Raw genomic sequence first — 24,024 nt, 5'->3', positions numbered from 1 at the left:
CGACGACTCGCCCACAGGCGGCTCGGAACGGATCATCGTCCCCAAGGGCGAGGGTGTGCCGCCGCAACTGGGACGGGCCCTCCGTACCGTCGACGCATGATCATCGGATCGGGATGCGACCTCGATGCGCTGCGGGTGCTCGTGCCTCGCGTGCGTCCAGCACGCCGAGGCCGTGGCCGAGCTGCAACGTCGTGCGACAGAGCGCAGGGGCGGAGGTGCAACAGGCGATGACGTCCCGCGCGAAGGCGGCGGCGATCCGCTCGACGTCCCCTGACGCGTTCGAAGGCGACGCGGCCACCCGCCGACGCATGAGCCGGATCGCGCGCCGCGACACGGCGCCGGAACTGGCTCTGCGGAGTGCCCTGCACGCCGAGGGTTGGCGATTCTTCGTCGACCGGACCGTCGAAGGGACGAGATGCCGACCCGACCTGTCCTTTCCTCGACTCCGGGTGGCGGTGTTCGTCGACGGCTGCTTCTGGCACTTCTGCGAGGTGCACGCCCAGCTTCCCCGGCGCAACGGGCACTACTGGCTCGACAAGCTCACCGGCAATCGTCGACGAGACGCCGCCACGACCTCACGCCTCGAGATGGCAGGCTGGACGGTCGTCCGGGTCTGGGAGCACGACCCGCTGGACGATGCGGTGCACAGGGTCGAGTCCGAGCTCGTCATGGCGCGTCGTCGGCAAGGCGTCGCCCACGGCCCAGATCGGAGCTCTCAGGCGGGCACGCCGGCGTACTCCGCCGCGAGCACGTCGCCGAGCCAGGCGGCCAGGGTCGCCGCGGCCGACACCGACGACGACCGCTCGACGTCGGGGTTGTAGTTGGTGTTCGTGTTGACGTCGTACGGGACGAAGCGGCCGTCGGCGGTCTCGATGAACTCGATGCCGGCGACCTCGATGCCCTGCTCGGCGACGAACGCCTCGAGACGCTTCACGAGCGGGTGCTCGGCGGTGACCGACGGGCGCACCGCGAACGGCGCGAACGTGGCCGGGTCGGCGCCGGCGGGCACGACGCACGCGTCGGCCGGGCACAGCTCGAAGCTGCCCGCCGAGGTGTCGACCCGCACCGCGTAGACGAACCGCCCGCCGACGAACTCGACGCGCGTGTTGAACGGCTCTTCCGCCTGCAAGAACTCCTGCAACAGGGTGATGCCGTCGACCGGCACCTCGAAGTCGGGCCCGTCGACGTAGGCGTCGAACGAGTCGAGGTCGTCGAAGCGGCGCACGCCGAGGCCCTTGCCGCCCTGGTTGTGCTTCGTGATGAACGGCAGCGTCTGCTCGCGGGCCCGGGCCTTGAGGTCGGCGGTGCCGAACACGGCGGTCGTCGTGGGCACGTCGAAGCCGGCCGACGCCAGCGCCAGGTACTGCGCCACCTTGCTCACCTCGAGCTCGACGACACCGCTGCCGTTGACCGTCCGGCGCCCGTGTCGTTCGGCCCAGCGCAGGGTCGCGCGGGCGACCTCCTTCGCGGTCCCCCGGCCACGTGTGTGGGCCGAGCCGCTCAGGCGCGACCAGAAGACCCCTTCAGGAGGCGCGGCCGCGAGGTCGAACGACGTCCCGTCGAGCAGGTGCTCGCGGTGGGGCACCCCCGCGGCGTCGAGCGCGGCGACGAGCGGCGGCAGCCACTCGGCGTTGTCGTGCAGCACGTGCACGACGGGTGTCGGGGCGGCGTGGTCGATCAGCGAGGTCATCGTTCGATCGTGCACCCGGCAGCCACATCCCGCCAGTCAAGGAGAGGCGATGGCCTCAAGTCGTGCACCCCTCGATCGCCTCCCACCGTGGGTGAAGGGCCGCATAGTCCGCCGTGGTGTAACCCGCGATCCTGGCTTCTGGGTAGGCCACGACTTCGCTGCCAAGAACGAAGACATCACCATGATCGACGCCTTCGAGAACCGTGTCGCCCAAAGTGTCGTCTTCCGGGATGGCAAGGATGGCGGCCGCGATGAGCTCCTGATCTCCAAGGACCTCCTCCGGCGCGAACGCCCGCTCGTGTCCGGTGCCGCCCCTTACCCCGACTGCCGTCTGGCCCAACGAAATGGACTGGAGCGTGCCGTTCGGGTACACACTCCACCATCGACCCGGGAACAGGTGGAAGGCGACGGCTAGACGTTCCAGGGCAGGCTCGAGGTCCCTGACGGATGATGCCACGAGGTGGCCGTCGACCACGTCGAAAGTGTCCCGAGAGGAAGCCGATGCGACCCATTCCTCTCGGCTGACCGTAAGACGCTGACATGTTCCGATCATGGCGATCTTGAGGCCCGACTGAGAAAAAGTGTTACCTGCCGTCGTCGAGAATCCGACGCCCTGTGCCCGAACGACGCTGTCAAGGAGCGGGAACGGCGACCGGTTCTCGATCACGACGTCTGAATCAGTCAGCGCGATGCTCACGGACGACAATGCCCGCAATTCTTCGCTGACGTTGCTGATGTCGGCCTGCTCGGCACTGAGGTCGGCTTGTCGTTCTGCGATGACACGCGAACCCCATGCGCTGTAGCCGGAAAAGGCCGAGACCAGAAGGGCCACAATGCTCACCACGACCGGTAATGTCACGACAGGTCCGACCCGCTTGTGCTGGTGCTGGTGCCCCGGCGATGCTTCGCCTGCCCTGGCGTTCCCCGAGCTGGACTTTTCTTGTGAATCACTCATTTTACCCCCAAAGTGCAGGCTCTCAGACTGGTTCAAGGGTGTCCATTCGACACGCGGATCTTCATCTTCGATCTTCGCGCGGATGGAAGCGGGGCCGGCGCCCGGTGGTCCTCACGCGTCGCTGCAGATGCCGCCGCCCTCGGGGTTGGTATCGTCGTCCGACGACTGCCGGAGGTCTTGCTTGGTGAACCACCCGTCGGGGCACGACGACGCCCTGAGCCGCGACGACGTGCGCGCGGCGTACGAAGACGACCCCACCTGGGCCCTGCTCCGCGGCTACAACGCCCGGTGGATGCTGCCGCTCTTCTCCCGCCACCTCGAGCACGCCGAAGGGCCGGTGTCGGCCGACTGGTTCCACCGCCAGGTCGCCGACGCCCTCGCGCAGAACGCCGCCGAGCAGGCGACGACCGAGCGCGAACTCGAGGAGGCGCGGCCCGCGTCCCCGACGCCCGTCGCCACCCCAGCCCCCGCCGACCCGAAGACCACGCCGGCCGAGTACTGCCGCAGCTGGGTCGAGAGCCGCTGGCTGGTCCGCACCCGCGCCTCCGGACCGGACGCCCGCGCCGAGTACCGCCTGTCGCCGCACGCCCTGAAGGCGCTGCGCCTCGTGCGCGACCTCGTCGAACGCGACAACGCCGTCAGCGAGGCCCGCCTCGGCAGCATCGCCCACGCCGTCGGGCAGCTCGCCGGCCTCGCCGACCCGAGCCGCGAGGCCCAGCTCACCCGGCTCGACGAGCAGATCGCCGAGCTCGAACGGCGCAAGCGACAGATCGAGCGGCACGGCACCGAGCCGGCCGCCCCCGACGTGCTGCGCCGGCAGGTGCGCGAGGTGGTGCGTCTCACCGCGTCGTTGCCCGAGGACTTCCGGCAGCTCGGCGCCATGGTCGAGCAGCGACACCGTGAGGTCGCGCGCCGGGCGTCGTCCGAGCACGTCGGCAAGGGCGCCCTCGTCGACCAGTACCTGCGCGACAACGACCTGCTCGAGCAGACACCGGAGGGGCGGGCCTACCGCGGCTTCGCGCAGATGCTCTCGTCGCGCGAGATCGACGTGATGCGGGCCGACATCGAGAAGGTCCTGGCACAGCCCGACGCGGCCGAGCAGCTCACCGAACGGCAGCGCACACAGCTCGAGTCGCTCATCTCGTCGCTGCTCGCCGAAGAACAGACCGTGCAAGAGACCTACGGGCGGTGGACGTCATCGCTCCGCCGGTTCTTGACCCGGTCGGGCTCCGACCAGCAGCAGCGCCTGCTCACCCTGGCCGACCGCGCGCTGCACGCCGGGGGCGTCTGGGCCGAACGGCGCCCGGGTCACGCGATGCTGCCGGCCGACCACGGTGACGGACTCGGACTCGGGGCGCTCGACGTCCGCGACGTCAGCCAGGTGCAGCTGCACACGGACCGTGCCCGACCGACCGTCGACGTGCAGGTCACGATCGGCGACGCCGCCCTGCCCGAGGCCGACCGCGCCGCCCTGCGCCTCACCTCGGGCACGAGCACGGCGGCCGTCTCGGCGACGATCGACCGCCTGCTCGCCGACCGCGACGAGGTCACGAGCGCCGACGTCTACCGTGCGACCGACCCCGAGTTCCGCCGCCTCGGGCTCGTGCTCAGCATGCTCGACCTCGCCCTCGACCGCGGCGTCGTCGGCGACGACACCGAGACGGTCGAGCTGGCCGGCGACCCGGCCGACGTCACGGTGCCCGGCGGCACGGGGACCGGGGGCGCAGGACCAGGAGGCGCGGGTCCAGGAGGCGCGGGCCGGCTTGTCACGCTGCCCCGCCTCGTCTTCCGGCGAGCCGCTGCGGCTCCGCCCGACGTCGACCCCGCCGACCTCGAACCCGCCGCCCCCGCCCCCACGACCAGCACTCTCCGCACGAAGGACCCCGCATGAGCCCCGCAGCCCCGCTCGACGAGACCGGCGTCGACGAACCGGCCCGCGCCTCCTCGGTCGAGGCGACCGGCGGCTCCGTCGACGAGCCGGCCCGCGCCTCCCGCGACGCGTTCGACGACGGCGACGCGGACGACGCCCGGTCGGGCGCGGTCTCGGACGCCCTGCCGCTGGCCGGCCGCAAGGCCCTCGTCACGCTGCTCACCCACCGCTTCGTGTCGCGCGCCCGGCAGCAGGAGGCCTGGGCCGGCCTGCTCGCCCACGAGGCCGAGATCCGGGCCCGGCTCGACGAGATGTTCCTCGTGCTGGTCGTCGACCACGACCACGAGGTCGCCTTCAAGCGGCAGGGTGGCGAGGACGACGTGCCCGTGCTGCTGCGCCGCGAGAAGCCGCTGTCGCGCGACGCGTCGCTGCTGATGGTCTTCGCCCGCCGCGAGCACGCCTTCACCGACGGCCTCGACGAGGCGGTCGTGATCTCGAGGGACGCCGTCGTCGAGTTCGTCGGCCGCTACCACGACGACTCGGGCGCCGACGAGGTCCGGGCACGACGCCGGGCCGACGCCGCCATCGCCGCGCTCGTCGCCCGCGACCTGCTCTCGCCCGAACCCGACGACCCCGAGCTGTTCGTCGTGTCGCCCGCCATCGTGCCGCTGATGACCGCCGACCGGCTGGCCCACCTCGAGCGGGTGTACCTCGAGGCGGCCGGGGTCGAGGGTGCCGGCGAGGTGCCCGGCGACGCCCCCCGGGCCGACGTCGACGCCGACGCCGACGACTCGGGCGTCGACACCGACGATCCCCTCGAACCGGAGGTCGAGCCCGACTCCGACCCCGATGCCGACGATCCCGCCCACCCAGACGCCGAGCCCGACGACTCCCCCGAGCCCGACCCGACCGCCGTCCCGCTCGACCTCGACCTCGACCTCGAGACCGGCGCCGCGGCCGGCCCCGACAGCGACACGGATAGCGACACCGACCCGCACCCCGACACCGACCCGGAAGCACCCCGCTCATGAGCACCGCCGACACCGCGCCCGACCTCGGCATGTTCCACTCGGGTCAGTACCGCATCGAGCAGGTCCAGCTGCTCAACTGGGGCAGCTACGCCGGCCTGCACCGCATGCCCGTGGGTCGCGGCGGCATCGCCATCCTCGGCCCGACCGGTCGCGGCAAGTCGACCGTGCTCGACGCGATGGCTGCGGTGATCATGCCGAACCCGCAAGAGTTCAACCGTGCCGCCCGCGACGACAGCCGCAACCGGTCCGAGCGCACGGTCTACAGCTACGCGCGCGGCAAGACCGACGAGGTGCGCGACGCCGCCACCGACCGCACGACGACGCGCTTCCTCCGCCCGCTCGGCGAGGCCTTCCCGAGCGGTGCCGCGATCACGTGGTCGACCGAGCTCGGCCAGACCGTCACGGCCGTCCGTGTCGCCTGGATCGGTGAAGACACCGCCAGCCAGGACGACGTCACCCAGGCGAGCGTCTACCTGCTCGTGTACGGCCCCTTCGACCTCAGCCGGTTGTCCGAGGTGACCCGCGAGGGCGCGAGCCAGAACCCGCTGACCCGCGGGTCGCTCGCCCGACTGCTCGACCCGGCCCGCGACCTCGCGACGGCGTCGCAGCCCGAGCTGCGCGTGCAGCTCTGCGGCGTGCTCGGCATCGGCGGCAGCGACGAGTCGCAGCTCAAGGCCCTGATGCTGCTGCGGCGGGCGCAGGCCTCGAAGGGCGTGTTCTCGATCGACGACCTGTTCAAGCAGTTCGTGCTCGTGCAACCGCAGGCCCTCAGCCGCTGGGAGACCACGCTCGCCACCTACCGCGAGGCCTCGGCGCTCTACGACGTCTTCGAGACGACCCGCAAGAAGCTCGACGTGCTCGACCCGGTGCCGGCCCTCGGCGACCGGTACGAGCTCGCCGGCCGCGACGGCTCGGCGAAGCGCCGCCTGCTGGTCGACGACGACGGCCCCAGCCGCCTACGGGTCTGGCTGGCCGAACGCGTCGGCAGCTGGGTCAGCGGCGAGGTCGACCGCGTCACCGCCGACAAGCGCGAGCAGAGCGAACGCAGGAGGCGCGCCCAGGCGGACGAGCAGCTCGCGTTCCGGTCGCGTGAGCAGGCCCTGGCGCGGATCAGCGAGCTCGGGGGCGACCCCACGCAGTCGCTCCGCGAGCACGTGGCCGCCGCCGAGGCCGATCTCGCCGCCGTCGAGCGCACCCGCGGCCGCCTCGCCGCCGCCCTGGACGGGACGGGCGAGTCCCTCCCCCGCGACGACGCGCAGCTCGCCGCCCTCGGGCAGCGTGCCGACCGTCTCGCGGCCGACGACGCCGCTGCCCGCACTGCGACCGCCGACGCCCGCAGCGACCTCGCCGCCCGCATCGGCGAGACGAAGCGCGCGCTGGCCGCCCTCGAGAAGCAGAAGCGGTCGTTCGAGCAGCGCCGCAGCAACGTGCCCGACGAGGCGATCGAGCGACGTCGCCGCATCGCCGAGGGGGCGGGCGTGCCGGTGTCGAGCCTGCCCTACGCCGGAGAGCTGTTCGAGGTCGCGCCCGAGCACGCCGGCTGGGCCGTCGCGATCGAGAGGGTGCTCGGCGATCTGGCCACGCACCTCCTCGTCGACCGCGACGACTTCGACGCCGTGCGCCGCTGGGTGAACGAGAACGACGTGCGCGGACGCGTCACGCTCGTGCCCGCGACCCTCGACGCCGAGCCGCGGCTCACACCCGTCGACCATACGGTCCCGGCGATGGTGCGCCTCGACCCGGCCAGCCCGTTCCGCGGGTGGCTGCACGACGAACTCGTCGCCGACCGCAGCGTGCTCTGCGTCGAGGGCCCCGACGACCTCGACGACCCGCGTCCGGCCGGCACCCGCGGCGCCGTCACCCGACGGGGGCTCCGCACCGGCTCGCGCGACCGGGTGGTCAAGGACGACCGGTCGACCCGCTCGTGGATCGGCCTCGACAACGCCGCCCGCATCGCCGAGCTCAGCGACGAGATCGTCGAGCGTCAGGCCGAACTGGCCCGGGTCCGGGCTGAGTACGACGCGATCGAGGCCGAGGCGGCCGAGCGTCGTCGGGTGGCCGACGCCGTGGCCCGCTCGAGGGAGTTCACCTGGGACGAGCTCGACACCGCGCCCGCTCGCGCCAGGCTCGACGACCTGCGCGCCCAGCTCGAGCGCATCGCCGTCGAACGCCCCGAACTCGCGACGCTGCAGGCCGAGGCCGCGCAGCACGACGACGACCGGTCCGCCGCGACCCGTCGCCTCGCCGAGATCGACCAGGTGCTCGCCCGCCTCGACGAGAAGCACGCGACCCTCGTCGACATCGAGGACGAGTTCGCCGATGCCGCCGACGCCGACCCCCTGACCGACGACGAGCAGGCGCTGCTGGCCCCGTTGCCGTTCGCCGCCCCGCGCGAGGCGACCGACGTGGCGCGCCTGTACCGCGACGCGGCGTCGCAGTTGCGGGCCCAGGTCGACGCGCACGACCGTGACCGCGCGAACGCCGAGGCGACCCTCGTCGTGGTCTTCGAGCGCTACCTCGAACTCGACCGCACGGCGGGCTTCGACGCGACCGTCGACAGCCTGCCGACCGTCCGGGCGATCCATCGCCGACTCGTCGCCGACGACCTGCCGCACGCGAAGCAGCGCTGGCTCGAGAAGGCGGGCAGCGACGTCGGTGACAGCCTGCGGGCGCTGCTCGTCCAGATCGAGGAGGACGGCCACGTCATCCGTCGCGGCGTCCGCCCGATCTCGCAGGCCCTGCGCTCGATCGAGTTCCGACAGGGCTCGACCCTCGACATCGAGCCGCGCCCGGTCTCGAACGGCGACCTGGTCGAGTTCAAGCGCACGCTGCGCGAGCACGCCAGCGGGGCCGAGCGCACCGGTGCGCCGGGCTCGGGTGCCGAGGGCTCGACGGGCGGACGCCCCGAGGAGGTGCGGGACGCCTCCGCGATCGAGCGCCGGTTCCTGAGGCTCCGCCGCGACCTGGCCCACCTCGAGGAGCGCTCGAAGGTCGGCGACGCCTGGCGCCGGCGGGTGCTCGACGCCCGTGAGCACTACCAGTTCCGGGCGATCGAGACCCGGGCCGACGGCACGCAGATCGTGCACGAGGGCGTGGCCGGCAAGTCCGGCGGCGAGGGGCAGGAGCTCATCGCGTTCGTGCTCGGAGCGGCACTGCGCTTCCGGTTGGGCGACGGCACCGACCGGGTGCCGACCTACGCGCCGATCGTGCTCGACGAGGGCTTCGTCAAGGCCGACGCCGAGTACACCGGCCGGGCGCTGGCCGCGCTGACCTCACTGGGCTTCCAGCTCGTGGTGGGCGCGCCGCGCGACAAGGTCAACGCCTTCGAGCAGCACGTCGAGAGCGTGGCCTACATCTCGAGCGACCCGTCGAACCCCGAGCTGTCGCGCATCTACCCGCTGACGATCCGCCAGGCCATCCAGGTCGAGCAGCACGGCCTCGACCCCGCCGCGCTCGCCTGACCCGCAGGACGCACCGGCCTCGGGCACCTAGTCGCCCGATCGTCAGGCACCCGGCGCGAGCAACCCCGTCTCGTACGCCACGATCACGAGCTGCGCCCGGTCGTGCGCGTCGAGCTTCGTCATGATGCGGTTGACGTGGGTCTTCGCCGTGTGCGGTGAGATCACCAGCTCGGCCGCGATCTCGGCGTTCGCCCGGCCTCGCGCGACGAGCAGCAGCACCTCGCGCTCACGGTCGGTCAGGTGCGCGAGCTCGGGCGGCACGGGACGCTCCGCAGCCGATGCCGATCCCCCGCCGTGCCCGTCCCCGCGGCCCCGGCCTGCGCCTGCCCCACCGCCGTCCCGGCCCCCACCCGGCAGCACGTATCGCTCGATCAGGCTGCGCGTGGCGACCGGCGACAGCAGCGACTCCCCCGCGTGGACGGCCCGCACCGCGCGCACGATCTCGTCGGGCTCGGCCCCCTTGCCGATGAACCCGCTCGCCCCGGCGCGCAGGGCGGCGACGAGGTACTCGTCCTCCTCGAACGTGGTGAGGATCAGCACCTTCGTCGCGGCGAGCACCGGGTCGGCGCAGATCTCGGCCGTCGCGCCGATGCCGTCGAGCTCGGGCATGCGGATGTCCATGACGACCACGTCGGGCCGCGACGTCGTGGCCCGCATCACCGCCTCGCGACCGTTCACCGCGTCGCCGACGACCTCGATCCCGTCCGCGCCGTCGAGGATGTCGGTCACGGCCTGTCGGATCAACGCCTGGTCGTCGACGACGAGCACGGTGGTCACGCGGCTCCTCCGTCCCGGCCGGGCGTGCCGGCCTCGCGCCCGAGCGGCAGCACGGCCGCCAACCGGAAGCCGCCCGGCGTCGGCCCGGTCTCGACCACCCCGCGCACCGAGGCCACGCGTTCGCGCAGCCCGAGCAGCCCGTACCCGCCCCGCACGACGTCGAGGTCGACGTCGGCATCGGCCTCGGCCTCGGCCTCGGCCCGCGCCACCGGCACGGGGTTCGTCACCACCACCGACACCTCGTCCTCGGCGACCGCGACCAGCACGTGGGCGCGGTCACCGGCCCCGTGCTTGCCGGCGTTCGTCAGCCCCTCCTGCACGACCCGGTACGCGACGAGGTCGGCCGCGGCCGTGACCGAGGCGAGCGGCCCCTCGACCCGGGTGGTGACGACGAGTCCTGCGTCGGCGAACCCGGCGACGAGCTCGTCCAGCCGCGCCAGGCCGGGCTGCGGCGACGGCGCCCGCTCGGAGTCGCCGGCCCGCAGCACCTCGAGCAGGTCGCCGATCTCGCCGAGGACGGTCCGGGAGGCGCGGCGGATGGTCGCCAGGGCCGTCACGGCCTTCTCGGGTCGCGTCTCGATCGCCGACGACGCGACCCCTGCGTTGAGGCTGATGACCGAGATCTGGTGGGCGACGACGTCGTGGAGGTCGCGCGCGATGCGCAGCCGCTCCTCGGCGACGCGGCGAGAGGCCTCGGCCTCGCGGGTGCGTTCGGCCCGCTCCGCGCGCTCGGTGACGGCCTCGATGTACTCGCGGCGCGACCGGCTGGCGTCGCCCGCCGCGGCCCCGAAGGCGATCAGCAGGGCGAACTGGACGACGGGCACGTCGAAGAACCGCCCGCCCACGGCCGCCAGGCCGAGCAGCACGACGGCGAGGGCCGTGGCGGCCGTCACGACGAGCGTCCGACGACGCGGCGTCCGCGCGGCGACGGCGAAGACGGCGATGCCGGTGGCGAGCACGACGCCGGGTGCGAGCGTGCCCAGCAGGGCGGCGAGGCCGAAGAGGCCGACGACCGCGGCGAGCACCGGGACCGGCCGACGCCGGCGCAGGGGCAGCAGCAGGGCGGGTGCGACGACCACCGCGACGGCGAGCCCGCCGGTCGGCCGGAACCCCGCGACGGGGAAGGGTGCGAACGCCGCACCGACGACGAGCACCGCGGCGAGGGCGTCACCCAGCCACCAGGGGACGCGAGGTCGCGGGTAGGCCGGCTCGCGCCTCCTGCCGTCCGTCGTCGTCATGACCCCATCGTGCCCTGGAACGCCGGCGGCCGAGTCCCCCTGTGGCCCGACGTCGCGTACCGCGGTCGCGGTACGGGCGGCCGGCCAGGTGTCCGCGGCAGGGTGACGCCCCGGGCCTCGAGGCCCGCGAGGGTTGGTCTCGGCCCCGGAGACACCGGGCCGTCAGCGACAGGAGCACCATGGCGCCGATCATCTCGGTCCGAGACGTCCACCGTTCGTACGGGCGCGGCCCGAACCGGTTCGAGGCCCTCAAGGGGGTGAGCTTCGACGTCGCCGAGGGCGAGAGCGTGGCGATCGTCGGCAAGAGCGGCTCGGGCAAGTCGACCCTGATGCACGTGCTCGCCCTGCTCGACGCCCCGACGACCGGCACCGTCGAGCTCGAGGGCGTCGACACGAGCACGCTCAAGGGTGCCCGCCTGAACCGCACCCGCAACAAGACGTTCGGCTTCGTGTTCCAGCAGTTCTTCCTCACGGCGAGCTCGTCGGTGCTCGAGAACGTCGTGCTGCCGATGACCATCGCGGGCGTGCCCCGCGGCGAGCGCCGTCGCCGCGGCCTCGCGGCCCTCGAGCAGCTCGAGCTCGCCGACAAGGCGAAGAGCAAGGCCCTGAACCTGTCGGGTGGGCAGAAGCAGCGGGCCGTGATCGCCCGCGCGCTGGTCAACGACCCCCGCATCATCTTCGCCGACGAGCCGACGGGCAACCTCGACACGGCGACCGGGGCGGTGGTCGAGGACATCCTGTTCTCGCTCAACCGCGAGCACGGCATCACGTTGATCGTGGTGACCCACGACGACGAGCTCGCGGCACGTTGCGACCGGCGCATCGTGATCCGCGACGGGCTGATCGTCGACGACGAGGCGGGGGTGGCCGCATGACGACCTCCGACCTGCTGCTGACCGCCGTGGCGAACACGTTCCGGTCGAAGACGCGCACGATCCTGACCATACTGGCGATCTTCGTCGGGGCGTTCACGCTGACGCTGACGAGCGGACTGGGCACGGGCATCAACGCCTACATCGACGACACGGTCTCGGCCGTGGGGTCGTCCGACACGATGACGGTGACGAAGGCCTCCGACGACGCGCCGGGTCTCGGCGCGGCGGACTCGGGCCCGGCCGAGTACGACCCCGACACCGTCGCCGCGGGCGGGTTCGGTGCCCCCGGGGCGACCGTCGTCGCGTTGACGCCGGACGACGTGACGACCCTCGAGGGCGTCGAGGGCGTCCTCGCCGTCCAACCGACCCAGTCGCTCTCGACCGACTACGTCGAGGGCACCAGCGGCACGAAGTACGCGGTGCCGGCGAGCGCGCTCGTGCCGGGTCAGCAGCTCACGCTGACCGCGGGCACCCAGCCCGATGACGGCACCGACCTGCAGGTCGTCATCCCGACTTCTTACGTCGACGCGCTGGGGTTCCGTGACGACGCCGCGGCGGTCGGGCAGTCCGTCACGCTGGCGGTGACCGACGCGACGCGGACGCAGCACACGGTCACGGCGACCGTCGTCGGCGTCGCCGAAGAGAGCATCGCCTCGCCGGCGGGTGCGTCGGTCACGCCGAACGCGGCGCTCGGCACGGCTCTGTTCGACGCGCAGAACGTCGGGGTGCCGGCGGACCAGGTCGACCGGTACGCGCAGGCCACGGTACGGTTCGCCGCGGACGCCACCGACGATCAGGTCGCCGAGCTGAAGGACCGTCTGGCGACCGCCGGCTACACCGGCACCACCGTCGCGGACCAACTGGGCACCTTCACGACGGTGATCGACGGCATCGTGCTCGTGCTGAACGCCTTCGCGATCATCGCCCTGCTCGCCGCGAGCTTCGGCATCGTCAACACGCTGCTGATGAGCGTGCAGGAGCGCACCCGCGAGATCGGCCTGATGAAGGCCATGGGCATGGGCAGCGGCAGGGTGTTCGCCCTGTTCAGCCTCGAGGCGGCGTTCATCGGGTTCCTCGGCAGTGCGATCGGCGCCGGCGTCGCGATGATCGCGGGCAGCGTGGTCAGCTCGGCCCTCGCCGGGTCGCTGCTGTCGAACCTGCCCGGGCTGACGCTGATCGCGTTCGACCCCGTGTCGATCACGCTGATCATCGTCGTGGTCATGGTGATCGCGTTCGTCGCCGGCACGCTGCCCGCCGCCCGCGCCGCGAAGGCCGACCCCGTCGAGTCGCTCCGCTACGAGTGAGACCGGCGGGCGCAGGGCGACTCCGTCTCACGGGGTCGCCCCGTCTCTCGGGGTCGCCCCGTCTCTCGGGCCCGGCCTCCCGCCTCGGTCGAGTGGTCCGAGATCGTCCCTCGCGGCGCGATCAAGGACGGTTTCCGACCACTCGACCGGCCGACCCTGGCACCCGACGGCACGCAGGCGTTGACTGGCGCTCGCGACGGCACGCAGGCGTTGACTGGCGCTCGCGACGGCACGCACTGGCGCACCCCGGCGCACCCGCGCACACCCGACGAGAGGAGCCTCCCATGCCCCTGATCGGCATCGAAGAGCACTGGACCACCCCCGAGCTGAAGGCCGCGCTCGAGTCGCTGCCGCCCGAGCTGCGCGACGACAGCCTCGCCTTCAACGAGCGGGGCGACCACCTGGCGCGGCTCGAGGACGTGGGTGACGGGCGGATCGCCGCGATGGACGAGCAGGGCGTCGACGTGCAGGTGCTGTCGGTGGCTCCCCCGGCGACCGGGCCGTTGCCGCCGGCCGACGCCCGACGGCTCGCTCGAGAGCTGAACGACGTCGCGGCCGGGGCCGTGGCCCGGCACCCGACGCGCCTCCGGGCGTTGGCGACGCTGCCGATGGCCGACCCGGCTGCAGTGGCGGGCGAGTTCGAGCGCGCGTCCGCGGCCGGGTTCGTCGGGGCGATGGTCTACGGCCGGACCGGCGACGTGCCGCTCGACGACCCGCGTCACGACGACCTGTTCGCCGTGGCGGCGCGGCTCGGCAAGCCGCTGTTCATCCACCCGCAGATCCCGACCCGGGAGGTGCGCGCGGCCCAGTACGGAGGCCTCGGCGACCTGACGGGGCTGGCCCTGTCGACGTTCGCGTGGGGCTGGCACCTCGAGGCGGCGACGGCGGCGTTGCGGCTCATCGCGCGGGGCACCTTCGACCGGCACCCCGAGCTGCAGATCGTGCTGGGGCACTGGGGCGAGCTGCTGCTGTTCTGGCTCAGCCGTGCCGACGGGCTGTCGGGGCTGGCCGGTCTCGACCGAACGGTGTCCGAGTACGTGAGGCAGAACGTGCACGTGACGGCGTCGGGCATGTTCGAGCCGGCGTTGCTGAGGCACGCGCTCGAGGTCACGACGATCGACCGGCTGCTCTTCTCGACCGACTACCCCTTCCAGCACCCGACGGGCGACGAGGTGCAGGCCTTCCTCGGCGAGTTCGCGACGGACGCCGATCGTGACGCGTTCACCGGCGGCAACGCGGCGCGCCTGTTCGGCATCGACGTCTGACCAGGAGGCGCGGGTCGCGCCAGCCGCGCCCGTCGCCTCGCTTCTTGCTCGAGGGGGCAGAAGATGCTCGTCCGGAGCCACCGAGCAGCATCTCCTGCCCACTCGGTGGCTTCGGGCGGGCCGCCTGAGCGGGGTGACCGGGTGACCCTCGAAGCGGGACTCTGTCCGGCTCCGTGCCGCGCTCTAGTCTTTGGGCATGGCCACCCCGACCACTCTCCGCGTCGGCCGCTTGGCCGTCGTCGCCGCGATCGTCGGCGCCGTGGCCTACGGCGGGGCCGTGCTGCTCGTCTGGACGTCGTTCGGTCCGACGGGCAGCCTCCGGTATTCGACCGAGCCACCCGTCGACTGGCTGACCATTCGTCGAACCGCAGCCGCCGTGCTCGGGACTTTCGGACTCGTCGCCCTGGCGACGGCCCTCGTGCTCGCGCTGGTCGTCTTGGTGCCGTGGGGCGTCCCGAGGCGCCGGAGCCGCGCCTCCTGATCGGGTTGCCGTGGTGAACCTCATCGCGTTCGTCCCGGCCCTGCTCACCGCGGCCATTCTGGCCGTCGTGCGCTGGGCGCCCCGAAGTACCCGGTCGGATCTCCGCCGGTGGGGCACGCGGGCCCTCGTGTTCTGGACGGCGGTCGCCGCGGGCGCTCTCGTCGCCCTGCTCGCGGGTCTGCGCTTGCAACACGCCGACCTCGCCGTCTGGTCGGCGTTCGCGCTCATCGCCGCGAGCGCCGCAGCCGTGACCGCGGTGGCCGTGCGGCTGGTGTCGTCGTTCGCGCGCTGATCCGGTACGTACCGGATCACCGCACGAACGACACCCCGAGCCGGCTCAGCTCACCGGCCGATCACCCGATCGTCGAGACGACCGTGCTCATGACGGTCGCGACCAGCGCGATCGCGGCTCCCCCGCCCGCCCCGAGCACGCCGAGCGCCGTGCCGACGCGCCATCGCCGACGTCGCCGGGCCGCGTCGTCGATCTCGCGGCGCAGCCGATCGAAACGGTGTTCGTGACGGAGCGTGTCCGTTAGCACCAGCGCCTCCGTGTGCCAGGTGCCGCGTTCTTCCGCGAGCAGCGCGAAGTAGGCGAGCGCCTCGTCCGAGTGCTTGCGCGGCAGGGTGAGCAGCCACTTCCGCAGCTGGGCGACGGTGAGCACGGGGACGACCGGTGCCTTCTTGCCGAAACGGAGCGAGGCCGCCCCCACCAGGACGATCACCGGCGCGACCTCGACGTCGGTCTGCGCCGCCTTCGACAACGACCGGGAGGCGCGGGTCGCCTCGAACTGCGAGTTGCGGACGTGGTCGGTCCGGTGTCCGCCGACCATGAAGGTGCCGCCGCCCACCCAGATCTTCTTGTCGGCGTGGTGCTTCGTGTTGATGGTGAAGATGCCCGTGGGTCCGAGGACGACGTGGTCGATGTCGGACGCGCCCGAGCCGACCGGGACGGAGTGGAGGACGGTCCACCCGGGCCCGAGCTCGCTCAGCACGCGGGCGACCTCGATCTCGCCGAGGGCGCCCTGGTACCAGCTGCGGGCATCGGGGCTCAGGGGCGAGCTGCCGAAGAACCGGGCCCGTCTGCTGAGGGCAGGTGCCTCGGCCTGGACCCGCAGGCACTCCTGCATCACCGAGTAAGCAGGCCGTCGGGCCTTCAGTGTCATCGCCATGCTTCCGCGTGCCACGGTCTCGCTCATGATGTTCCCCCTGGCTCACACGGTAGGGCGACACGTGATGCTCAGACGAGCCCCCGTTCAGAGGTCAGCCGAGGCTCGGGGTGCGGGGCTGCGGTGTCGGTCGAGCGGGCCGGAAACGTCCTTCCACCTCACCTGAAGGACGTCTTCTGCCCACTCGATCGGGCATCGGGCTCGGGCTCGGGCTCGGGCTCGCCTACCGGTCGCAGGCGATCCCGTCGCCGTCGCGATCGAGGTCGTAGACGTCCGAACCGACAACGGTGACCGGCCCCTGAATGTAGGCGGGGCCGTTACCGCTCCCCCCGGCGCAGTCGACGTCCGAGGCCACAGGGACGCACGCCCCGGAGTAGTTCGAGTCGCATCCGCCCGTCGCCGGTGCCGGCGCGGGTGCAGAAACGGGCGCGGGTGCAGCGACTGGCGCCGGTGCGACGTACGGCACGCGCGTGCCGACGCTCGTAACCTGCTGCACGGGAGCCAAGGTGACGATCTCGCCGACGAGGGTCCTGCCTGTCTCGACCCCGTCCGTGCTCGTCACCTCGTAGGTGCGGACCTTCGTACCGGCTTGACCAGCCGTCGTCACGGCGCTGCTGCCGATGTCTCGATTCGCATCCTCGACCGAGACCGATTCGAAGGGGACGCTCTCGCTCTCGTCGACGCGCGAGACGTCGACGACGGGCGTCGGTGTAGGGGTGGGGGCGGGGGTCGGGCTCTTCGTGGCGTCGACGGCGACAAAGGGCTGTGCCGCGTCCTCGGGGCCGTCGGCTGCCCCCGCCTCCGAGAAGGCACCCAGCGCGGCCGCGTTGGCCGCGCCTCCGACGACGAGCAAGAACGCCATGAGACCGCAGGCGATCAGCACCCGGCCCGTGTTCGTGAGCCTGTTCCACCACAAAGTCATCGTCGTTCCCCCGAATCGTGCGGCCGATCGGCCCCGCACAGTGTCATGGGTGGAACGCACCCGAGACAGCCCCCGTCCGGGGGTAGAACGCTGAATTTCACCCGATGGTGAGGGCGCCTCAAACCGGGGTCACCTCGATGTCACCCGACGGTGAATCGGACATTCCAAAAGGGGTGAAACAGACACCCGTCGCCTAAAACGAGGCGTAGTGACCGACCTCTCCGCATAAGGTCCTGAGGATTGCTCTGCACCCGAATGCGGAGCCTTCTCATCGCTCAGCACCCGAAGAAAGAGACGCACGATGTCCCGCGCCACGAAGATCACCACCGCCCTCGCCGTTGCTTCCATCGTCGGCCTGACGCTCGCCGGCTGTTCCGGCAGCCCGGCCACCGGAACGAGCGGCGAAGCCGCACCCAACATGACCGAGGTCGCTGCCGCTGCTTCCGACGGCGCCGCGCCCGCGACCGAGGCTGCCAAGACGACGTTCACCTTCGGCGAGACCGCGACCTTCGACGGGCTCACGCTCGCCATCAGCGCGCCGGAAGCCTTTACCCCGAGCCAGTACGCCTACACGGGTTCGCAGCCGAGCAACGTCAAGTTCACGGTGACGATTACCAACACCGGCACCGAGGGCTACGACCCGTCGCTCACCTTCATCACGGCGTCGTCCGCGAGCCAGGAGGCTGAGCAGATCATCGACACTGAAGGCGGCCTCGCCCTGGGCCCGTCGACCACCATCCTCCCAGGCGCCTCGGTCAGCTACCCGGTCGGCTTCAACGTCGCCGACCCGGCTCAGGTCGTCATGGACGTGACGAGCGGCTTCGACTACGAGAAGACCACCTGGACCAACTGACCGACCGACCGCCGAGACGCCCTCCCCCGTGCGCGGGGAGGGCGTCTTCACTTTCGTGCGCCCTGGATGGACCCCGGGGCAGCAGCAACGGCCGCCCGATCCGCGCGCCAAGCACCTCCCCGCGTCCGACGAACCTGACCGTCCGCCGTGAACCCGACACCAGCGGCAGGCACAGCTGTGACATGTCTCATGTCGTCGGGTTCCTGCGCGCTCCGGGGACGCTCGTGGGGGCAGCGCTCCTGGCCTCCGCCTTCACCCTCGCCACGGCGTTCTTGGTCGCGGTCGTCGCACTTGCGGCCAGCTGGCTGACGGGCGAGCGCCTCGCCATCCCGGGCGCAGCCAGCTGGAGCGCATCCGCACCCGACGGCGCACCACTTGTCGAGGCAGCGGTGACGGGCCCGGTCCTGCCCGTGGCGGGCCTTGTCCTCTGGGCGGGCACCACCGTCGCCCTGACCCGCCGCCGCGTCTCCGCCCGAGCCAGCGACCCCCATCGCCGCCGCCGCCGCCGTCTCGACCACCACGCGCCTCCCCCGCGCCCCATCACCCCGACGATCCCGCACGCGTCCCCGACGGTGCAACGACCCGGCAGAATCGACCCCGTGCGTCTGACCCCCGTCTGCCTCCGAGGCCAGGCCGACTCCGAGGCCCTCGCCGAACTCCGCGCCTTCCTGACGACAGCGGACCTCACCGTGGCCGGCCTCGACTCGCCGTCACCGCACCTCCACCTCTGGGTCGAGCGCGACGCCACCGGGGCGATCGTCGGCAGCACCGGCTTCGAGCTGAGCGCGGACGGCACCCACGCCCTGGTCCGCAGCGTCGCGGTCGCCCCGACGGTCCGCACCCGCGGAGCCGGCACCGACCTCGCCCGCCACGCCCTCACCGAGGCCGCCGCAGCCGGGGCCCACACCGCCTGGCTCTTCTCCCGCCGCTCCGGCCCCTTCTGGCAGAAGTTCGGCTTCGCTCGCGCCGACCGCGACGCCCTGGCGGCCGCCCTCCCCGACAGCCAGCAGGTGCGCCTCTTCCGTGCCACCGGCCAGCTGCACCGCGAGATCGCCTGGTCCCGCCCCCTCGGCGACCTCCACCCGACGGCCCCCTAGGAGGCGCGGGTCGCGTTCGCGGTCGCGGCTACCGATCGTCGACTGGTCCCGAACCGTCCTTGCCTCGCGCGCGGACGACGATCCGGGACCACTCGACCCCGCACCACCGAGAACGGCACCCCGTACGATCGCCCCGATGGTCGATCTGCAACCGCACTCCCCCGCCTGGGCCGACGACTACCGTCGCGAGGCCGAGCGTCTCGCGGTCGCCCTGGGCACCCGGGTCGACGCCCTCGAGCACATCGGCAGCACGGCCGTCCCCGACCTCGTCGCGAAGCCGATCATCGACGTCGCCGCCCGCACGTCTCCCGGCACCGACCCGTTCGCCCTCGGCGCCGACCTGATCGACCTCGGCTACGAACGACACGCATCGGGCCCGAAGACCCACGCGGTCTACGTCCGGCGGGACGAGGCGCGACGCACGCACATCCTCCACGTCTTTCGCCCCGACCAGTGGGACGCCTGCAACCAGCGGCTGTTCCGCGACCGTCTGCTGCGCGACCCGGTCGCGCGACAGCGCTACGCAGTCCTGAAGGAGGCGCTGGGCGGCCTCGCCGACGGACGCACCTACACGGCCGCCAAGACCGCACTGATCACCGAACTCGTCGGCGACGAGCGGGCAGCTCGTGGTCTCCCTGCGGTGACGGTGTGGGAGAAGTGATCGGCCCCTGTTCGACCGCCCCCGCACGACCCGCCCGCTAGCCTTGCCCCCGATGACCACCCGCACACGCATCGAACTGGGCCGCCGTGCCGACCTCGGAGCCGATTGCGCCAACTGCTTCGGCCTCTGCTGCGTCGCGCTGGCGTTCACGAAGAGCGCGGACTTCCCGTTCGACAAGCCGGCCGGCGATCCGTGCACGAACCTCGACGAGTACGACGGCTGTCGCATCCACCCGCAGCTGCGCGAGCGGGGGTTCAAGGGCTGCACGGTGTTCGACTGCTTCGGGGCGGGTCAGAAGGTCAGCCGGCAGACGTTCGCCGGGCGTTCCTGGCGGGACGACGCCGCGACCCGTGAGGCGATGTTCTCGACGTTCCCGCTCGTGCGGCGGCTGCACGAGCTGCTCTGGTACCTCGACGAGGCGATCACCCTGGTCGAGCGCGAGCGCGAGCCCGACGGCGCTCCCGCTGGCGCCGGCGCCGGCACCCCCGATCCCACCCCCTGGGTCGCCGCCTTCGAGCACGTCCGCCACCTGGCCGACGGCACCCCCGACGAGCTCGCCGGCCTCGACGTCGACGCCGAGTACGACGCGGCGCGACCGCTGTTGGTGCAGGCGAGTGAGGTGGCACGGGCATCGGTACCCGCGCCTCCTCGGCGGTCGAAGGGCAAGGGGCTGGCCCTCGAGCCGGGCAGCGACCTGATGGGTGCCGCGCTGGCCGGGGCGGATCTGCGGGGTCGGACGCTCCGCGGCAGCATCGCGATCGCAGCGGACCTGCGCGGCGCCAACCTGGACCGCTGTGACCTGCTCGGTGTCGACCTTCGGGATGCCGACCTCGCCGGGGCCGACCTGTCGGGAGCGATCTACCTGACGCAGATGCAGGTGAACAGCGCCCGGGGTGATGCGGCGACGCGCCTGCCCGACGGGTTCGCGCGGCCGACGCACTGGGCTGATGGGCGTTAGCACCCGCGCCTCTGGCGGCGCCTCCGTCGCAGAGCTAGCCTCCCCGGCATGAGGACGCTCACGTACTCCATCAACGTCACGCTCGACGGCTGCATCGACCACCGTGAGGGCCGGCCGGACGCCGAGATCCACCAGCTCGCGACGGAGGCTCTCGAGCGGGCCGACGGCCTGCTGCTCGGGCGAGTCACGTACGAGTTGATGGAGCAGTCCTGGCGTCCGCCCGCGTCGGATGCCTTCCCCGACTGGATGCAGCCCTTCGCCCGGACCATCCACGAGATCCCGAAGTACGTGGCGTCGACGACGCTCGAGAGCGTCGACTGGAACGCCGAGCTGCTCGCGGGCGACGTGCGCGAAGCGGTGCGCGAGCTGAAGGGCCGCCCCGGCGGCCCGCTGCGGCTCGGAGGTTCCACCTTCGCCACCGACGTCGTCGGCTGGGGCCTGGTCGACGAGTACGAGTTCACCGTCTACCCCTGGGTCGCCGGCCACGGCCCCTACCTGCTTGCCGGCCTCCCCCACCCCCTCGACCTCACCCCGACCGCCCGCCACGACCTCGCCTCCGGCGCCGTCGCGACGACGTACCGCTCGCGGGGCTGACGCCTCGGTTCACCTACTTTATCTTGTGGCGCAAACTCAAGGAGGCGCGGGTGGCCCGGTGACGGAAGGCGGCTTAGTAGGTTCACGGCATGGCAAGACAAATGGCCGATCCCGCATTTCACGCCGACCAGGCATCACGAGCCTTGACCGCACCCCACGTGGCTCCGATCAATGCCTTCGTGGACTCCATCCGAGATCGTGATGGGCGTGGCTGGGCACCTTACGTTCCGCCACATCACGGTGGCGTCGATGCTCGAGTGATCAGCATCCTGCGAGACCCTGGCCCGGCCACTCGGCTGGGTACCGGTTCGGGCTTCATCAGTGTCGAGAACGACGACCCGACTGCCGAGCGAATGGCACGTCTCTTCGATCGCTTCGGCGTCCCTTCAAGGGTTGTCCTGCCGTGGAACGCATATCCCTGGTACATCAACGCGGCGCCGAACGCAGCGCAGTCGAAGGCTGGAGCGTTGGTCTTGCTCGAGCTCTTGGAGCTCACACCTGTGATCGATGTCGTGCTACTCCAGGGCCGTGATGCGGAGAAAGCCTGGCGACGGGCCGTTGCACTCGAGCCCCGTCTCAAGCGACGTTTTTCGGTTCACGCCACGATTCATCCAGGGAGGCAGGCACTCTTCCACCCCGATCCAGCCGAGCGACAACGCCGAGTCTCCCATCAGGAGCACACGTTCGAACTGACTGCTGGACAGCTTGGGGGCAAGGCCGTTGGCCGATCCAAGGCGTAGGAGGACCACTGGCGTCACGTCAATGTGCACAACCGGACGAGAAGCAACGATCAGAACAGTGCGTCAAGCCCTACGGAGGGAGGAAGGGCGGTTTTCCCAGGCTCGGAAGGAGCCTGCCTGAGCTGTTCCGGGATCTGGAAGCTTCTTCTTGCTTAGGCGCATGTGCTTTTCCAATGATCGAAGACACACGATCAGCTCATGCCGAAGCGCCATCAGGTCGTATACGTATTCTCGTGGAGCCACCTCGAATGCGTTTTTGTATGTGACGCACCCCAAGATCATTTCCTGCAGAATCTCGCGCAACTCATGATCCGGACGAATCTGATCGCGAACTTGCGATAGACGCTCTTGAGCTTGTTGCACGCTCTGCAAGCATCGATAGGCATCTACGCCAACCTTGCGGAGCTTGGGATTCGTCGGGGTGAATGCCCTCCGTGTCGCGAGATCATCGGCGAGGTTGGCCACAAGCTGCCTGTTCTTTGCACGCTGGTCGCGGCGATAAGACACGTAGCCGATAAGAGCTGCAAGGACGAGTCCGACTATTGCTGCGATGAACGCCACGGACAAGTCCGGCCAAAATGAGTTCCATTCCATTTCCCCAGCATGGTCTATGTCTTCCCGTCGCACTCACGAGCTAGCCCGGCGCCATGCCAGGCAGACGCAAACTGGTCGCCAGCGTCCTGCCGATTTCTGTGGACGTAAAGGCCCACCGCAGCTGCTCCCACGCCCCAGCCCATCCGCCACTATTCCCCGGGTCTGTCAACTGCAACGATGCACGCAACACATGAACTATTGTCAACTCAAACCCGATCTGTGACCGCCCACCCGAGGGCGCGAACTCCCCCGCCCTGGAGGCATCCCCATGAGTGACGACATCGAGCTGATCAGTGACGGAGACGGTGTCGCCATCGTCGGGCCCCCGGAAGCTGTCGACCGGTTCCTCGCCGCCGAGGGGCTCACGTCACGAGACCTTGGTCTAGGTCGAGTCAAGCCGTCGCTCATCGCATCGGGCGCTCTCGAGGCTGGCGCGAAGATCGCCGAGAACTCTGGTCGATGGGTCAAGCTGACGAAGGAGTCGGCTGCGGCCATGAACAAGTACGGCGTCATGAAGGGCACAGGCAAAGGCCTGAGCCGGGGTGTCTTGACGGAAAATGGCAAGATCAAAGGGCTCATCCAGTTCAGCCGGGGTGGTGTGGGAACCCTGACGAACCCCGCCATGCTCGCCGGCGCCGCGGGCCTCATGTCCCAGATCGCCATGCAGCAGCAGATGGACGAGATCAGCGACTATCTCGAAGAGATCGACGCCAAGGTCGATGACGTCCTCCGTGCGCAGAAAGATGCGGTTCTCGCCGACATGGTCGGCGTCGATCTGGTGATCGACGATGCGATGACGGTTCGCGGCGAGGTGGGACGCGTGTCCGAGATCACGTGGTCGAAGGTCCACACCACCTCGACGACCATCGCTCGCACGCAGGTCTACGCCCTCCGTCAACTCGACGCCCTCGCCGAGGGACTCGAGAAGAAGAAGATCTCCGATCTCGAGGACGCCACCCGCGAAGTCGAGTCGAAAGCGCAGGAGTGGTTCGCCGTGCTGGCTCGCTGCTTCCAGCTGCAGGACGCGCTCTCCGTGCTCGAACTCGATCGCGTCCTCGATGCGTCGCCGGACGACCTCGATCGCCACCGACTCGGCCTCACGGCAGCTCGGAACAAACGCCTCGAGGTGATCACACAGCGGACGGAGCTCCTGGTGGAGCGCCTCGAAGCCGCAGCGGGGCTCGCGACGTCGAAGGTCTTGCTGCATCCCATCGCGTCCGGTGCGATCGTCCGATCGAGCAACAACGTGGGCTCCGAGATCACGCGTTTCCAGGACGGCCTCGGCATCGAGAACTCCCACGACATGCAGGAGGCCAAGCGCTGGGCAACGGCAGTCGTCGAAATGCGCGACAAGGCTCTCGACCGGGGCGAGGACGGAGTAGACGCGGCCAAGCGACTGGGCGACGAGACGCTTGACCGAGCGAAGTCGGTGTCGGTGTCCGTGACCAGCAAGCTGGCCGATCGTGCCCGCCGCTGGCAGAAGAGCGACTGA

The 24,024-nt window shown here is 71.1% G+C and carries 23 protein-coding genes; 16 read left to right on the top strand and 7 right to left on the bottom strand.

Annotated features, from left to right (window positions below; translation table 11 throughout):
- Positions 1-113: 113 nt before the first annotated feature.
- Positions 114-821 (top strand): very short patch repair endonuclease, encoded by a 708-nt coding sequence (locus ITJ55_RS00285; protein ID WP_370544059.1) that lies wholly within the window; start codon positions 114-116, stop codon positions 819-821.
- Here the strand turns inward: ITJ55_RS00285 and ITJ55_RS00280 are convergent.
- Positions 716-1,690, bottom strand: coding sequence for a RimK family alpha-L-glutamate ligase (locus ITJ55_RS00280; RefSeq protein WP_194593607.1), 975 nt, complete (start codon positions 1,688-1,690; stop codon positions 716-718). The two genes, ITJ55_RS00285 and ITJ55_RS00280, sit on opposite strands and share 106 nt — an antisense overlap.
- A gap of 55 nt (positions 1,691-1,745) precedes the next feature.
- The gene (locus ITJ55_RS00275; RefSeq protein ID WP_194593606.1) at positions 1,746-2,645 is read right to left on the bottom strand and encodes a hypothetical protein; all 900 of its coding nucleotides are present in this window, start codon (positions 2,643-2,645) and stop codon (positions 1,746-1,748) included.
- Positions 2,646-2,829: 184 nt separating this feature from the next.
- Between ITJ55_RS00275 and ITJ55_RS00270 the strand changes: the two genes are divergently transcribed.
- Genes ITJ55_RS00270 through ITJ55_RS00260 form a run of 3 tightly spaced genes read left to right on the top strand, consistent with a single transcriptional unit; the run spans position 2,830 to position 9,007 of the window.
- Positions 2,830-4,536: a DUF3375 family protein gene (locus ITJ55_RS00270; RefSeq protein WP_194593605.1), complete on the top strand. Its 1,707-nt coding sequence runs from the start codon at positions 2,830-2,832 to the stop codon at positions 4,534-4,536.
- On the top strand, positions 4,533-5,546 hold the full coding sequence (locus ITJ55_RS00265) for a DUF4194 domain-containing protein (protein WP_194593604.1): 1,014 nt from the start codon (positions 4,533-4,535) through the stop codon (positions 5,544-5,546). The genes ITJ55_RS00270 and ITJ55_RS00265 overlap by 4 nt, the downstream gene beginning before the upstream one ends.
- Positions 5,543-9,007 carry an ATP-binding protein gene (locus ITJ55_RS00260; protein WP_194593603.1) on the top strand — a complete coding sequence of 1,155 codons (3,465 nt, stop codon included), beginning with the start codon at positions 5,543-5,545 and terminating at the stop codon, positions 9,005-9,007. Before ITJ55_RS00265 ends, ITJ55_RS00260 begins: the two co-directional genes overlap by 4 nt.
- A gap of 42 nt (positions 9,008-9,049) precedes the next feature.
- On the opposite strand, the gene ITJ55_RS00255 is transcribed toward ITJ55_RS00260, so the two are convergent.
- Positions 9,050-9,784 carry a response regulator transcription factor gene (locus ITJ55_RS00255; protein ID WP_194593602.1) on the bottom strand — a complete coding sequence of 245 codons (735 nt, stop codon included), beginning with the start codon at positions 9,782-9,784 and terminating at the stop codon, positions 9,050-9,052.
- Complete coding sequence (locus ITJ55_RS00250) at positions 9,781-11,022, bottom strand: sensor histidine kinase (RefSeq protein WP_194593601.1); 1,242 nt, start codon at positions 11,020-11,022, stop codon at positions 9,781-9,783. Before ITJ55_RS00250 ends, ITJ55_RS00255 begins: the two co-directional genes overlap by 4 nt.
- 179 nt (positions 11,023-11,201) lie before the next feature.
- Between ITJ55_RS00250 and ITJ55_RS00245 the strand changes: the two genes are divergently transcribed.
- The 5 genes from ITJ55_RS00245 to ITJ55_RS00225 all read left to right on the top strand — a co-directional run bounded on the left by ITJ55_RS00245 (position 11,202) and on the right by ITJ55_RS00225 (position 15,239).
- A complete protein-coding gene (locus ITJ55_RS00245) occupies positions 11,202-11,897 on the top strand; it encodes an ABC transporter ATP-binding protein (protein WP_194593600.1) in 696 nt (231 codons plus the stop codon).
- Positions 11,894-13,201, top strand: a complete 1,308-nt coding sequence (locus ITJ55_RS00240; RefSeq protein WP_194593599.1) for an ABC transporter permease — start codon at positions 11,894-11,896, stop codon at positions 13,199-13,201. Before ITJ55_RS00245 ends, ITJ55_RS00240 begins: the two co-directional genes overlap by 4 nt.
- Before the next feature lie 284 nt (positions 13,202-13,485).
- Positions 13,486-14,466: an amidohydrolase family protein gene (locus tag ITJ55_RS00235; protein WP_194593598.1), complete on the top strand. Its 981-nt coding sequence runs from the start codon at positions 13,486-13,488 to the stop codon at positions 14,464-14,466.
- Between the two features lie 196 nt (positions 14,467-14,662).
- The gene (locus ITJ55_RS00230; protein ID WP_194593597.1) at positions 14,663-14,947 is read left to right on the top strand and encodes a hypothetical protein; all 285 of its coding nucleotides are present in this window, start codon (positions 14,663-14,665) and stop codon (positions 14,945-14,947) included.
- A gap of 10 nt (positions 14,948-14,957) precedes the next feature.
- The gene (locus tag ITJ55_RS00225) at positions 14,958-15,239 is read left to right on the top strand and encodes a hypothetical protein (RefSeq protein ID WP_194593596.1); all 282 of its coding nucleotides are present in this window, start codon (positions 14,958-14,960) and stop codon (positions 15,237-15,239) included.
- A 61-nt stretch (positions 15,240-15,300) separates the two neighbouring features.
- Here the strand turns inward: ITJ55_RS00225 and ITJ55_RS00220 are convergent, their stop codons facing one another.
- Positions 15,301-16,116, bottom strand: coding sequence for a nuclease-related domain-containing protein (locus ITJ55_RS00220; protein ID WP_194593595.1), 816 nt, complete (start codon positions 16,114-16,116; stop codon positions 15,301-15,303).
- A gap of 220 nt (positions 16,117-16,336) precedes the next feature.
- Positions 16,337-16,966, bottom strand: coding sequence for a G5 domain-containing protein (locus tag ITJ55_RS00215; RefSeq protein WP_228497537.1), 630 nt, complete (start codon positions 16,964-16,966; stop codon positions 16,337-16,339).
- A gap of 370 nt (positions 16,967-17,336) precedes the next feature.
- On the opposite strand from ITJ55_RS00215, the gene ITJ55_RS00210 reads away from it, so the two are divergent.
- From ITJ55_RS00210 to ITJ55_RS00185, 6 genes are all read left to right on the top strand, one after another.
- The gene (locus ITJ55_RS00210) at positions 17,337-17,888 is read left to right on the top strand and encodes a hypothetical protein (protein ID WP_194593594.1); all 552 of its coding nucleotides are present in this window, start codon (positions 17,337-17,339) and stop codon (positions 17,886-17,888) included.
- A 182-nt stretch (positions 17,889-18,070) separates the two neighbouring features.
- The gene (locus ITJ55_RS16390; RefSeq protein ID WP_194593593.1) at positions 18,071-18,985 is read left to right on the top strand and encodes a GNAT family N-acetyltransferase; all 915 of its coding nucleotides are present in this window, start codon (positions 18,071-18,073) and stop codon (positions 18,983-18,985) included.
- A gap of 136 nt (positions 18,986-19,121) precedes the next feature.
- Positions 19,122-19,646, top strand: a complete 525-nt coding sequence (locus ITJ55_RS00200; protein ID WP_194593592.1) for a GrpB family protein — start codon at positions 19,122-19,124, stop codon at positions 19,644-19,646.
- A 52-nt stretch (positions 19,647-19,698) separates the two neighbouring features.
- Positions 19,699-20,604, top strand: a complete 906-nt coding sequence (locus ITJ55_RS00195) for a pentapeptide repeat-containing protein (RefSeq protein ID WP_194593591.1) — start codon at positions 19,699-19,701, stop codon at positions 20,602-20,604.
- A gap of 48 nt (positions 20,605-20,652) precedes the next feature.
- Entirely contained in the window at positions 20,653-21,198 is a 546-nt protein-coding gene (locus tag ITJ55_RS00190; protein ID WP_194593590.1) for a dihydrofolate reductase family protein, read from the top strand.
- 257 nt (positions 21,199-21,455) lie between these two features.
- On the top strand, positions 21,456-21,938 hold the full coding sequence (locus tag ITJ55_RS00185; RefSeq protein ID WP_228497536.1) for a hypothetical protein: 483 nt from the start codon (positions 21,456-21,458) through the stop codon (positions 21,936-21,938).
- A gap of 63 nt (positions 21,939-22,001) precedes the next feature.
- Here ITJ55_RS00185 and ITJ55_RS00180 read toward each other — a convergent pair whose 3' ends face one another.
- Positions 22,002-22,532, bottom strand: a complete 531-nt coding sequence (locus ITJ55_RS00180) for a hypothetical protein (protein ID WP_194593589.1) — start codon at positions 22,530-22,532, stop codon at positions 22,002-22,004.
- A 268-nt stretch (positions 22,533-22,800) separates the two neighbouring features.
- Between ITJ55_RS00180 and ITJ55_RS00175 the strand changes: the two genes are divergently transcribed.
- Positions 22,801-24,024, top strand: coding sequence for a hypothetical protein (locus tag ITJ55_RS00175; RefSeq protein WP_194593588.1), 1,224 nt, complete (start codon positions 22,801-22,803; stop codon positions 24,022-24,024).

The sequence above is a fragment of the Frigoribacterium sp. VKM Ac-1396 genome, from assembly GCF_015350895.1.
Lineage (GTDB): Bacteria > Actinomycetota > Actinomycetes > Actinomycetales > Microbacteriaceae > Frigoribacterium.
This window is presented reverse-complemented; position numbering and strand designations above follow the sequence as displayed.